General features: G+C 62.7%; 12 protein-coding genes and 1 riboswitch. Of the genes, 10 read left to right on the top strand and 2 right to left on the bottom strand.

All coding sequences use genetic code 11. The annotated features are described in order from the left end of the window. The first annotated feature begins 73 nt into the window (after positions 1–73). From GA829_RS19905 to GA829_RS19880, 6 genes are all read left to right on the top strand, one after another. Entirely contained in the window at positions 74–1,201 is a 1,128-nt protein-coding gene (locus GA829_RS19905; RefSeq protein WP_195174392.1) for an S-(hydroxymethyl)glutathione dehydrogenase/class III alcohol dehydrogenase, read from the top strand. Between the two features lie 68 nt (positions 1,202–1,269). Further along, positions 1,270–1,809 (top strand): S-(hydroxymethyl)glutathione synthase, encoded by a 540-nt coding sequence (gene gfa / locus GA829_RS19900; protein ID WP_195174391.1) that lies wholly within the window; start codon positions 1,270–1,272, stop codon positions 1,807–1,809. A gap of 68 nt (positions 1,810–1,877) precedes the next feature. Further along, on the top strand, positions 1,878–2,345 hold the full coding sequence (locus GA829_RS19895) for a YaiI/YqxD family protein (protein WP_195174390.1): 468 nt from the start codon (positions 1,878–1,880) through the stop codon (positions 2,343–2,345). A 30-nt stretch (positions 2,346–2,375) separates the two neighbouring features. Further along, the gene (locus GA829_RS19890; protein ID WP_195174389.1) at positions 2,376–3,053 is read left to right on the top strand and encodes a DUF1345 domain-containing protein; all 678 of its coding nucleotides are present in this window, start codon (positions 2,376–2,378) and stop codon (positions 3,051–3,053) included. A 145-nt stretch (positions 3,054–3,198) separates the two neighbouring features. Beyond that, entirely contained in the window at positions 3,199–4,050 is an 852-nt protein-coding gene (locus tag GA829_RS19885; protein ID WP_258052349.1) for a cytochrome b/b6 domain-containing protein, read from the top strand. 1 nt (position 4,051) lies between these two features. Beyond that, entirely contained in the window at positions 4,052–4,843 is a 792-nt protein-coding gene (locus GA829_RS19880; RefSeq protein ID WP_195174387.1) for a molybdopterin-binding protein, read from the top strand. An 86-nt stretch (positions 4,844–4,929) separates the two neighbouring features. Here the strand turns inward: GA829_RS19880 and GA829_RS19875 are convergent, their stop codons facing one another. After that, complete coding sequence (locus GA829_RS19875) at positions 4,930–5,358, bottom strand: hypothetical protein (RefSeq protein WP_195174386.1); 429 nt, start codon at positions 5,356–5,358, stop codon at positions 4,930–4,932. A 249-nt stretch (positions 5,359–5,607) separates the two neighbouring features. Between GA829_RS19875 and GA829_RS19870 the strand changes: the two genes are divergently transcribed. Continuing rightward, positions 5,608–6,756 (top strand): helix-turn-helix transcriptional regulator, encoded by a 1,149-nt coding sequence (locus GA829_RS19870; protein ID WP_195174385.1) that lies wholly within the window; start codon positions 5,608–5,610, stop codon positions 6,754–6,756. A 15-nt stretch (positions 6,757–6,771) separates the two neighbouring features. Here the strand turns inward: GA829_RS19870 and GA829_RS19865 are convergent, their stop codons facing one another. After that, positions 6,772–7,773 carry a hypothetical protein gene (locus GA829_RS19865; protein ID WP_195174384.1) on the bottom strand — a complete coding sequence of 334 codons (1,002 nt, stop codon included), beginning with the start codon at positions 7,771–7,773 and terminating at the stop codon, positions 6,772–6,774. A 186-nt stretch (positions 7,774–7,959) separates the two neighbouring features. Then, positions 7,960–8,046: riboswitch (glycine riboswitch) on the top strand. A 149-nt stretch (positions 8,047–8,195) separates the two neighbouring features. Here GA829_RS19865 and gcvT point away from each other — a divergent pair. The 3 genes from gcvT to gcvP are packed head-to-tail and all read left to right on the top strand — an operon-like array spanning position 8,196 to position 12,516. After that, on the top strand, positions 8,196–9,314 hold the full coding sequence (gene gcvT, locus GA829_RS19860) for a glycine cleavage system aminomethyltransferase GcvT (protein WP_195174383.1): 1,119 nt from the start codon (positions 8,196–8,198) through the stop codon (positions 9,312–9,314). Between the two features lie 5 nt (positions 9,315–9,319). Then, complete coding sequence (gene gcvH / locus GA829_RS19855; RefSeq protein ID WP_195174382.1) at positions 9,320–9,688, top strand: glycine cleavage system protein GcvH; 369 nt, start codon at positions 9,320–9,322, stop codon at positions 9,686–9,688. Between the two features lie 17 nt (positions 9,689–9,705). Further along, complete coding sequence (gene gcvP, locus GA829_RS19850; protein WP_195174381.1) at positions 9,706–12,516, top strand: aminomethyl-transferring glycine dehydrogenase; 2,811 nt, start codon at positions 9,706–9,708, stop codon at positions 12,514–12,516.

Below are 12,516 nucleotides of genomic sequence, written 5' to 3'. Positions count from 1 at the left end.
AACCAGCTTGCGGTTGATCGCGAATGTAAAACCTGAAAGCTTGGGACAAACATCGCATTGGAGGAATTGCCTGATGAAAACCCGCGCCGCGGTTGCCGTTGCTGCTGGAAAGCCGCTTGAGATCATGGAGGTCGATCTCGAGGGGCCTCGCGATGGCGAGGTGCTGGTCGAGATCAAGGCGACCGGCATCTGCCACACCGATGAATTCACGCTGTCGGGCGCTGATCCAGAAGGCCTGTTTCCGGCCATTCTCGGCCATGAAGGTGCCGGCGTTGTCGTCGATGTCGGCAAGGGCGTGACGTCGCTCAGGAAGGGCGACCATGTCATCCCGCTCTATACGCCCGAATGCCGCTCGTGCCCGTCCTGCCTGTCGCGCAAGACCAACCTGTGCACGGCGATCCGCGCGACGCAGGGGCAAGGCTTGATGCCCGATGGCTCGTCGCGCTTCTCGATCGGCAAGGACAAGATCTTCCACTACATGGGCTGCTCGACCTTTTCGAACTTCACCGTGCTGCCCGAGATCGCGCTGGCCAAGGTCAATCCCGACGCGCCCTTCGACAAGATCTGCTACATCGGCTGCGGCGTCACCACCGGCATCGGTGCGGTGATCAACACCGCCAAGGTCGAGATCGGCGCGACGGCCGTGGTGTTCGGGCTCGGCGGCATCGGCCTCAACGTCATCCAGGGCCTGCGCCTTGCCGGCGCCGACATGATCATCGGTGTCGACTTGAACAACGACAAGAAGGCCTGGGGCGAAAAATTCGGCATGACGCATTTCGTCAATCCGAAGGAGATCGACGGCGATGTCGTGCCTTACCTGGTCAACCTGACCAAACGCGGTGCCGACCAGATCGGCGGCGCCGACTACACGTTCGACTGCACCGGCAACACCAAGGTGATGCGCCAGGCGCTGGAAGCCTCGCATCGCGGCTGGGGCAAGTCAGTGGTCATCGGCGTTGCCGGGGCGGGCCAGGAAATCTCGACGCGGCCATTCCAGCTGGTCACCGGCCGCACCTGGATGGGCACCGCCTTTGGCGGCGCGCGCGGCCGCACCGACGTGCCCAAGATCGTCGACTGGTACATGGACGGCAAGATCGAGATCGACCCGATGATCACCCACACGCTGAAGCTCGAGGACATCAACAAGGGTTTTGACCTGATGCATGAGGGCAAGTCGATCCGGAGTGTCGTGGTCTACTGACGACAGCCATACGCCGCCAGCCAACCGGCCAGCGACCTCTGTGACTGAAACATGGGAGGAGAAGAACAATGGCGGAGAAACTGCATCCGAAAATCGACAATGGGCTGCCCAAGGAAAGCGCAAGCTTTGCCGGCGGCACCCTGGTCTGCGCCTGCACCAGCAAGCCGGTGAAGGTGAAGGTCAAGGGCCAGATCGCGCACAACCATGCCTGCGGCTGCACGAAATGCTGGAAGCCGGAAGGCGCGGTGTTCTCGGTCGTGGCTGTCGCAGGCACCGGCGATGTCACCGTCACCGAGAATGGCGACAAGCTGAAGGTGGTCGATCCCTCGGCGCTGATCCAGCGCCATGCCTGCACCGGCTGCGGCGTTCACATGCACGGTCCGGTCGAGCGCGACCATCCGTTCAAGGGCCTGTCCTTCATCCATCCCGAGCGCTTTGTCGAGGATGGCTGGTCGCCTCCGGGCTTCACCGCCTTTGTCTCGTCGATCATCGAATCTGGTGTCGATCCAAGCCGCATCGGCATCGAACCCTATGACTGCCTCAACCCCGGCCTGATGGACTATATCGCAACCTGGACCGCGAAAAAGTCAGGCGCGCTTCCGGCTTGAGCGGTCAAACAGATGATAGCCATGGGGCCGGCCGAAATCGCCCGGCCCCATATTTATTGGAACCAGAAATGCCTGCACCTTCTATCCTCGTCGATGCCGATGCCTGCCCCGTGAAAGCCGAGGTGGAAAAGGTCGCGGAACGCCATGGCGTCGTCGTCACCTATGTCTCCAATGGTGGCTTGCGCCCGTCGCGCGACCCGATGATCCGCAACGTCGTCGTGTCAAAAGGCGCCGACGCCGCCGATGACTGGATTGTCGAGAACGCCAAAGCCAACGATATCGTGGTGACCGCCGACATTCCGCTGGCCGCCCGCACCGTGGCGCTCGGCGCGCATGTGCTGGGGCCGACCGGGCGGCCGTTCACGCCGGAAACGATCGGCATGGCGGTGGCAATGCGCGATCTCAAACAGCATTTGCGCGAGACCGGCGAGAGCAAGGGCTACAATGCCAGCTTCGCACCGCAGGACCGTTCACGATTTCTCGGCGAACTCGACCGCATCTTGCGGCGGGCGCTCAAATCCGCCACACCGGACTAGAACCTGAGCGCCATCCAAGGTCGGAACGCCATGCTCACCGAAATCCCGCTGAAGAAACCCATGCAGCGCCACATGCTGTTCGCGGTGTCGGCCTGCTTCGGCGCCGTGGCCCTTGTCGTGGCGTTGCTGTTGCGAGCCCCGCTCGCCTATTCAATTGGCGCCAACGCCTTCTTCGCCGGATACGTCATTCTTGTCGTTTCCCAGATGCCAAAGTTCACCGGCAAGTATCTGAGCAAGAATGCGCGCGCCACCGACCAGCCGGTGCTGGTCATTTTCGCTGTCACGCTTGTTGTCGTCGGCGTCGCGGTTGTCTCGCTGTTCCTGCTGATCAATCAGAAGGACAGAGGCCACCCCATGGAACTCGGCTTCGCCCTGTTGTCGATCCCGCTCGGCTGGTTCACCATCCATGCGATGGCGGCACTCCACTACGCACATGTCTACTGGATGGACGGCGATACGGTCGACGCCGATACCAAGAAGAAAGTTCCGGTCGGCGGATTGCTGTTTCCTGGCGACAAACGACCGGAAGGCTGGGATTTCTTATATTTTTCAACGGTTATCGGCATGACAGCACAGACCGCCGACACCAACATCTCGACCACGCATATGCGCTGTGTCGTGCTTGTCCACTCGATCCTGTCGTTCTTCTTCAACACGGTCATTGTGGCGGCAGCCGTCAACCTCGCCGTCAGCCTGGGTGCCCCATAGAGCCTGCCTCCTGATATTTCCGTGATCGGATGAAACATCCGTTGGGAAAGCGACGTATCAGGAGGACAATGAGGAAACAGGCCACGCCGGAACCGCGTGGCCGGAAGGCGAGAAAATGGAAGCGGTTGCCAGAGACCAATCGACCATGGGAACCGGTGCTCCGGCATCCAACGGCAGGCCGTTGATCTATCGGCAGTCGCGCTGGACACGGCTGACGCACTGGCTTTGGGCCATATCGCTGTTCTTCATGCTGCTCAGCGGCCTGCAGATTTTCAATGCCCGCCCCCAACTCTACATCGGCAAGCAGTCCGGCTTCGGATACGACAACACCGTCTTTGCCATCGGCGCCGAGAATACCGCGAGCGGACCGCGCGGCTACACCGATATCCTGGGGCATCGCTTCGACACCACCGGCGTGCTCGGCTGGTCCGGCCCTGCTGGTCAGGAGACCTCTCGCGGCTTTCCATCCTGGGCGACGGTCCCGTCCTACTATGACCTTGGCACGGCCCGCGTCATACATTTCTTCTTCGCCTGGATCCTGGTCACCACGCTGATTGTCTGGCTGGTCGCCAGCCTGATCAACGGCCATCTGCGCCGTGATCTGGCGCCACGCCTCGACGATCTCAAGCGGCTGCCGCAGGACATCATCAACCACGCAAAATTCAAGTTCCACCACACCCGCGAGTACAACACGTTGCAGAAGATGGCCTATGGCGGTGTGCTGTTCGTGTTGCTGCCGCTGATGATCATCACCGGCTTGGCGATGTCGCCGAGCATGAATTCGGTGCTGCCGTTCCTCAATGATCTGCTCGGCGGCAGGCAAACGGCACGCACCATCCATTTCACCGTCATGGTGCTGCTCGTCGGCTTCTTCGTTGTCCATATGCTGATGATCCTCGCCGCCGGCCCGATCAACGAACTGCGCTCGATCATCACGGGCTGGTATCGCACCGATCCGCCAGACCACGACGGCGAAGCATCCGAGAGGAGTGTCTGAGATGGCCAAATTCGAGATCAGCCGCCGGAAATTCCTTACTGGTGCCAGCCTCGGCGCTTCAGGCCTCATGTTGTCGGGTTGCGACGCCTTCGACAGCCAGCTCAGCATCGGCAGCGGCCTGCGCGGCTTTCTCGAGAACGCCAATGGCCTGACCCACAAGGCACAACGCCTGTTCGGCGGCGGCAGCTCCCTGGCGCCGGAATTCACCGAGGCCGACATCCGCCAGCCAATGCGGCCGAACGGCGTCACGGCACCAGATGACGACGCCTACAAAGCCTTGCTCACTAACAATTTCGCCGATTGGCGGCTTGAGGTGACCGGCCTTGTCGAAAAACCGCTGTCGCTCTCCCGCGAGCAATTGATGAACATGCCGAGCCGTACCCAGATCACCCGTCACGACTGCGTCGAGGGCTGGAGCTGTATCGCCAAATGGACCGGCACGCCGCTGTCGCTCCTTCTCGATCAGGCCGTGGTCAAGCCGCAGGCGCGCTATGTCATGTTCCACTGCCTGGACACGATCGACCGCGGCCTCTCCGGCGACGTCAAATATTACGGCACAATCGACATCGTCGACGCGCGGCACCCGCAGACGATCCTTGCCTATGGTTTGAACGGCAAACCGCTGCCCGTCGAGAACGGCGCGCCTCTGCGTGTCCGGGTCGAGCGCCAGCTTGGCTACAAGATGCCGAAATATCTCTACAAGATTGAACTGGTCGATGGTTTCGCCGATGTCGGCGGAGGCCGTGGCGGCTACTGGGAAGACAACGGCTATGACTGGTACGGCGGTATATAATTAGCCGGCTTATTCGAGTGATCGGCCCGCCCCGCGCGGTGGGCCGATCACGAACGCCTTGCTATGATAGAGCCCCCCGGCCCCGCTCAATAGCCGGCGTAAATCCACTGGCAGTTGTTGTAGGAATCGCAGCTGTAGTACCAGTAGCCGTCGCTGCGCGCCGTTTCGCCATTTGACGTGGCCGCGCTGGCGATAGCGTCAGCCTTCTTGGCATCGGCGCCCATCTCCTTGGCCATTTTCGCCATCTTGCCTGCATCCATCAGCGTTGGCTTGCCGTCCTTCATCTTGGCGCCCTGCTCCGCCACCGGTCCGGCTTCGGCAAGCATCCTTGCCGCGACGAGCATGGCCTCGCCGTCCTTGTCCGCCTTGGCGATGTTGGCCAGTGCCACTGCGGTTTCCACTTTCGTGCGCGCATCGGCCTGTTTTTCCGGTGTCATGCCGCCTGCGAGGGCCAGCGTTGTCGAGCCAAGGCCAGCGGCAAATGCAAGAGCAAGCACATTACGAAGTATGGTCATGATGTTCTCCCTGAGTTTTGAACGTCCCGACCGCAAGGAAAGCAGTTTCATCACCTGAGAACCCTACCCAAACAGGTAGGCGCAGGGTCCTTTTCTCCTGACGAAAGGTCCCGGCCTCCGCCCACGCACCATTTGACATCGGGCCTTCAGTCAAGGACGATGGCCTGGGGTATTCAGATAGAGTTTCTATTCGGGCATGCCGCCGGCTGCACTTGTCGGGCACGGCACTGCCAGAGGCCGGGGGCGGGCTTGACCTTGGTGCAGAAGCGTGAAGCGCAGTTTCTCGACGCCCTCTATCTTGGGGTGCGCGACAGGGCTGGCTTCGACGCGTCGCTGGAACTCCTTGGTAACCTGTTTGATGTTGCCACGGCCGTATTGCTGGATTTCGACGCTGCACGGCCCGAGGTCTCGGCGCAGGCCTCGGTCGGCCTGTTCACGGGCGAGGTGCTGGATCGCTATCAACGCGATTTCGCGACACTGGATCCGGCGCCAAGAGCCTTCATGGCGGTGCCGGCCGGCACGGCCATGCCGACTTACCGGCTGCTTCGGGAAGAGACACGCAAGCCAGGGGTCTTCTTCAACGAGTTCTTCCGGCCATTGGGACTGGAAGAATGCCTCGGTGGAACGCTCGCATCGACAAAGGGCGGCTTCGCCATGGTTGGCTTACAGCGCCCACAGGATCGCAAAGCCTTCGACGACGACGATATCGCCAGGCTCGAAGCGCTCATGCCTCACCTGACGCGAGCGCTGCAGCTGCGGCGCGGCTTTCTTGAGCTAGAGGGCGCGGCTGGCGCCATGTCCGAAATCAGCAACCGGCTTGCCGCTGGCGTGGTGGCGCTCAACGAGTATGGACGCAGCCTGTTCGTCAACGCCGCGGCCCGCAGGATGGCCAGCGCCGCTGATGGGCTGTCGATCGGGCGCGGCGGTCGGCTTTTTGCCGCGAACCGTGCCGCCAACAACCGACTGGCCGAACTCGAGAACGACGTCCGCGCAGGTGGCGCCGGCGGGGTTGCGCGAGCGCCCCGGGCTGCCGGCAAGCCGTCCTACGGCATCATGGTCGCGCCATTCTTCCTCGATGATGGCGTGGACGGCTCAAGGTCCCGGCCGCGTGGCGTGATGTTCATCATTCACGATCCGCTGCTCAAGGCTCAGTCGGACGCGCAAACGATCGGTGCGCTTTTCTGCCTGCCGAAAGGCGCAGCACAGCTCGTCGCCGCCATTGCAGCGAATGAAGAGTTGCAGGCCTATGCCGATCGCACCGGCATATCAATGAACACGGTCCGCTATCATCTCAAGACGGCTTACAGCCGGACCGGCGTGCGCCGCCAATCGGACCTCGTCAGATTGGTCACGACTGCGCTGCGAGATCTCACTGATCACCGCGACATCGGCGCATAGCCGGCAATCGCCTGTTCAGGCCACCTTGTCGAGCAGCGGCTGCAGCGCCGGGTGGATTTCCGGCGATGCGTGCTTGATCAGGGTCAGCAGCGCGCGCTCGTTTTCGTAAAGCGGTCTGTCGACCCCAATATGCTCGACCAGCCACTTGGCTTCACCGGCATCGATCGTTTCGGCGCGGCGGGCAAGCGCCTCGGCCGCCATGTTCCTGGCTTCCCATTCTGCTTCGGTATCGGCAGGCGAACGATAGGCCTCGATAATGCCGGCAAGGCCGCCCGACACCATGCGGCCGAAGAAGCCGCCGATTTCCGGTTTGGCATGATCGAGAAAGGCGTCCTGCCGCAGCGCCACGTCTCGCGTCGGCGCCTCGTAGCCGGCCGAGCACATAACGAAATTGGCGATCGCCTTGACGAAGAGGTCGTTCCACGACGGATCATTGTTGGCCGTGGCCGTCCGTTCGTTGATCTTGAACAGGATCTCGGCCTCGGCGCGCGTGATGGCGATGTTGCCCTCGCCGCCATGTGCATAAAGGATACGGCGCAGAAGCTCGACTTCAGCTTTCGCCACCAGTCCGGGAACCAGGCTGCCACCGAGCATCAGAGGCCCCTTGCCGTCGATCACGGCGTGCGCGACCTGCTCAAGCGCATAAGTGCAGAGCTTGACCGGCGATGATTTCGCCTCTTCCAGCACATGCACCAGCAGTTCAAGCTCGGTCCGGCTGTCGACCATGCCGTCGCGCGAGATGGTGCGGATCAGCCAATCGGCATTGTCCTGCGAGATATAGCCGGCCGGCTTTTCCTGATGGACGATGTAGTCGGTGACGGCTTCGACGAAAAAAACTGGCCATTCCGGACACTTGTCCCTCGCCGTCGCGTCAAGCGCGAACAGTGCCTCGGCCTCGCCGCGTGTCACCACGCCGTCGCCGAACACGTCGTGGCGCAGCATTGTCACGTCATCCACGGTGATTCGGTTTTTGGAAGTCAGTCCGGCCACCGGCGCGGTCATGATCAATTCGCCCATTTTGTCCCCGTCCGCCGCCGGCCATTGCCGGTCCCCGAAGCCCAATCCAACGCAAATATATCAGGAGTGTCTTGAGAAACCGGCAAACGGCGTGGTTAGCGAAGACTTGTCAGAACCATGTCGTTGGCAGGTGACAAGCCGTCGCACACGGGCTATGGATGACGAGTCGAGGGCTTTTACGAGCCCTACCTGTTTGCGGGAGAGAACAGCGAAAGCTGTCGCCGAAGGGGAAATCGCCCGAAATCTCTCAGGCAAAAGAACCGTAGACGGGAAAGACACTCTGGAAAGTCGGGGCTTGCCCCCGCGCCGAAGGTGTAAGCGCCGCTGACAGAGTTCCGGCAGCGCGAGTCTCTCAGGCTTCAGACAGAGGGGCACGGACTGGTCGCCATTCGCGGCCGATTGCGTGCGACTCTGGAGATGACATGACGGGCGACGACACAACACACCTTCCCCTCGAAGATATGCATATCGCCGCTGGCGCGCGCTTTGGCGCCTTTGCCGGCTGGTCCATGCCGCTAACCTATCCGGCCGGCGTCATGAAGGAGCATCTTCACACACGCGAGCATGCCGGCTTGTTCGACATCTCGCATATGAAGCTGTTCGAAGTCAGCGGACCAGGTGCGGTTTCGCTGCTCAACCGCGCCTGCCCGCTGGACGCCGGCGCGCTTGAACTCTCGCAGTCCAAATTGACGTTCTTCCTCAATGAGGCCGGGGGGATAACGGACGATCTGATCGTCACCAGGCTTGGCGATACCCGCTTCATGGTGGTCGCCAATGCCGGCAACGCGGTGGCCGACGAAAAGCATCTGCGTGCCCTGGCCAACGATTTCGACGTCAAGGTCGACGCGCTCGACCGCGTCTTCCTGGCGATCCAAGGCCCCGAAGCCTGGGCCGTGCTGTCACGTGCCGGTATCGAAACCGGCTCGCTGTTGTTCATGCACGGCATCGAATTGGGGAAGAATGGGGAACCGCGCAAGAACTGGTTCATGAGCCGCTCAGGCTACACCGGCGAGGACGGCTTTGAGCTCGGCCTGCCCGAGGCGGACGCGCGCGACCTCGTCGCGAAACTGCTTGAGGACGAGCGCATGCTGTGGATCGGGCTCGCGGCCCGCGACAGTCTTCGCCTGGAGGCGGGTCTTTGCCTGCATGGGCAGGACATCACGCCAGAAACCGACCCGGCCAGCGCCGCCTTGATGTGGGCGGTCCCCAAGGACATCCGCGCCACCGGCGCCTTCATCGGTGCCGATGCGCTACGCGCCGTCCTGGAACGCGGGCCTGCGCAAAAGCGCGTCGGCCTGAAGCCGGAAGGCCGCCAGCCGGTGCGCGCCGGGGTTGCCTTGTTCGACGCCGACGGCAATCCCGCCGGCCATGTCACCTCGGGCGGCTTTGGCCCATCGGCCGGTCATCCGGTCGCCATGGGCTATGTCTCGACGCCGCTCGCAAAACCCGGAACCCGGGTCTTCGCCGACGTGCGCGGGACGAAAATCCCCGTCGATATCAGTTCCCTGCCCTTCACACCGCATCGCTACCGCAAAGGATGATTCCCATGGCAACGACCTATTTCACCGAAGATCATGAATGGCTGCGTGTCGAGGGCGGTATCGCCACCGTCGGCATCACCGACTATGCGCAGGAACAGCTCGGCGACCTCGTCTTCGTCGAACTGCCGGAAGCAGGCAAGAAGCTCGCCAAGGGCGACACCGCCGTTGTCGTCGAATCCGTCAAGGCGGCATCCGACGTCTACGCGCCTGTCGATGGCGAAATCACGGAATCGAACGGCACGCTGTCGTCGGATCCGTCGCTGGTGAATTCGGCGGCAACCAGTGCCGGCTGGCTGTGGAAGATGAAGCTCGCCAACGAAAGCCAGCTCGAAGGCCTCATGGATGAGGCCGCATACCAGGCCCATATCGGTTGATAGCAGGACGCAGTGACATGACCGCAGCACCCTACCCCTTCTCGGCCCGCCATATCGGCCCTGGCCTCAACGAAATCAGAGCCATGCTGACCACCATCGGCGTGCCCTCAGTCGAAACGCTGATCAGCCAGTCGGTGCCGAAGTCGATCAGGCTTGACCGGCCGCTGGCTTTGCCAGCGCCCGCGAGCGAGGCTGAGGCCTTGGACGAGCTTTCGGCGATCATGGCGAAGAACACGGTGCTGAAGAGCTTCATCGGCGCCGGCTATCACGGTGTCCAGGTGCCGCCGGTCATCCAGCGTAACCTGTTCGAGAACCCGGCCTGGTATACGGCCTACACACCCTATCAGGCCGAGATCAGCCAGGGCCGGCTCGAAATGCTGTTCAATTTCCAGACGCTGGTTGCCGAACTGACCGGCCTGCCGGTGGCATCGGCCTCGCTGCTCGATGAGGCGACAGCGGTCGCGGAGGCTGTCGGCATCGCACTGCGTCATCACCGCGACAAACGCACCAAAGTGGCCCTTGCCGGCACGCCGCATCCGCAAACGCTGGATGTCGTGCGCACCCGCGCCGAACCGCTCGACATCGAGATCGACGGTGACACGATCGACGACAACACCGCCGCCCTGCTCGTCTCCTGGCCCGACACGTTCGGTGTCTATGGCGACCACAAGGCAGCCATCGAAAAGGCGCGCGCTACGGGCGCCGTCGTCGTCTTCATTGCCGACCCGCTCGGCCTGACCCTCACCGATGCACCGGCAAAGCTCGGCGCCGACATCGCTGTCGGCCCGATGCAGCGCTTCGGCGTGCCGATGGGCTTTGGCGGCCCGCATGCCGCCTATTGCGCTGTCTCCGACAAACTGACGCGGCTGATGCCGGGCCGCCTCGTCGGCCAGTCGACCGACAGCAAGGGCCGTCCCGGCTATCGCCTGGCCCTGCAGACGCGCGAACAGCATATCCGCCGCGACAAGGCGACCTCGAACATCTGCACCGCGCAGGCGCTGCTCGCCAACATGGCGACCGCTTACGCCATCTGGCACGGTCCGGTCGGCCTGCAGGCGATCGCGGGGCGCATCCATGCACTGGCCAATCGCCTCGCCGCCGGCCTGAAGGCCGCGGGCGTTGCCGTAGTCGGCGCCAGCCGTTTCGATACGGTGACTGTGGAAACCAAGGGCAAGGCAGCGGAGATCGCCGCCGCCGCCGAGAAATCCGGCCGGCTGCTGCGCGTGATCGGCGCCGATCGCGTCAGCATTGCCTTCGACGAGATCTCCGACGAGACCGACCTTGAAGCAATCGCGGCATTGTTCGGCGCCAAGGCAGGCAGTGCCGACGCCAGCACCATACCCGGCAAGCCGCGCGGCAAGGAGTTTCTCACCCAGCCCGTGTTCCACGAAAACAAGTCGGAAACCGAGATGATGCGCTTCCTGCGCCGGCTGGCCGACAAGGATCTGGCGCTTGACCGCGCCATGATCCCATTGGGCTCCTGCACCATGAAGCTCAACGCCGCAGCCGAGATGATGCCGGTCAGTTGGCCGAGCATCGCCAATCTTCATCCTTTCGCGCCGGCTAGGCATTCGACCGGCTACCGCGCCATGATCGGCGAACTCGAGGGTTGGCTGTCTGAAATCACCGGCTTCGATGCCGTTACCTTGCAGCCCAATGCCGGCAGCCAGGGCGAGTATGCCGGGCTTTTGGCCATTCGCGGCTACCACCGCTCACGCGGCGACAGCCACCGCACCATTTGCCTGATCCCGTCCTCCGCACACGGCACCAACCCTGCCAGCGCGGCCATGGCCGGCATGAGCGTCGTCGTCGTGCGCTGCACCGAAGACGGCAATATCGACATGGAGGACATGAAGGCCAAGGCGGCCGAACATGCGCCCAATCTCGCGGCGCTGATGTTCACCTACCCTTCGACGCATGGCGTGTTCGAGGAAGGCGCGCGCGATCTTTGTGCGCTCATTCATGAACATGGCGGGCAGGTCTATTTCGACGGCGCCAACCTCAATGCAATGGTCGGGCTCGCCCGGCCCGGCGACATCGGCGCCGACGTCTGCCACATGAACCTGCACAAGACGTTCTGCATTCCGCATGGCGGTGGTGGTCCCGGCATCGGGCCGATCGGCGTCAAGGCGCACCTGAAGCCGTATCTGCCCGGCCACGTCACAGAAGGCTCGGCCCATGCCGTCTCGGCAGCCCCTTTCGGCAGTGCCTCGATCCTGCCGATCACATGGATGTACATCCGCATGATGGGTGCGTCGGGCCTCAAGCAGGCGACGGAAACGGCGATCCTTTCCGCCAACTATATCGCGACGCGGCTCGATGCGTTTTTCCCTGTGCTCTACAAGGGCAGCCAGGGACGCGTCGCGCATGAATGCATCCTCGATACGCGCGTGCTCAAGGACGCATCCGGCATCAGCGTCGATGACATCGCCAAGCGCTTGATCGACTATGGCTTCCATGCGCCGACCATGTCGTTTCCGGTGCCCGGCACGCTGATGGTGGAGCCGACGGAATCCGAGCCCAAACACGAAGTGGATCGCTTCTGCGAGGCGATGATCGCGATCGCTGGCGAAGCAGCGAAGGTCGCCAAGGGCGAATGGCCGCTGGCCGACAATCCGCTTGTCAATGCGCCGCACACCGCCGCTGAGGCGCTGGCCGCCGCTTGGACCCATCCCTATTCGCGGCTGGAAGCGGCCTATCCTGCCGGCGACGCCGACACCGCCGCGAAATACTGGCCGCCAGTGTCGCGTATCGACAATGTTGCCGGTGACCGCAACCTCGTCTGCTCCTGTCCGCCCCTGTCGGACTATCTCGGAGCCGCCGAATAG

The organism is Mesorhizobium sp. INR15, from assembly GCF_015500075.1.
Lineage (GTDB): Bacteria > Pseudomonadota > Alphaproteobacteria > Rhizobiales > Rhizobiaceae > Mesorhizobium.
The sequence above is the reverse complement of the archived record's forward strand: the minus strand, read 5'-3'. Positions and strand labels throughout refer to the sequence as shown.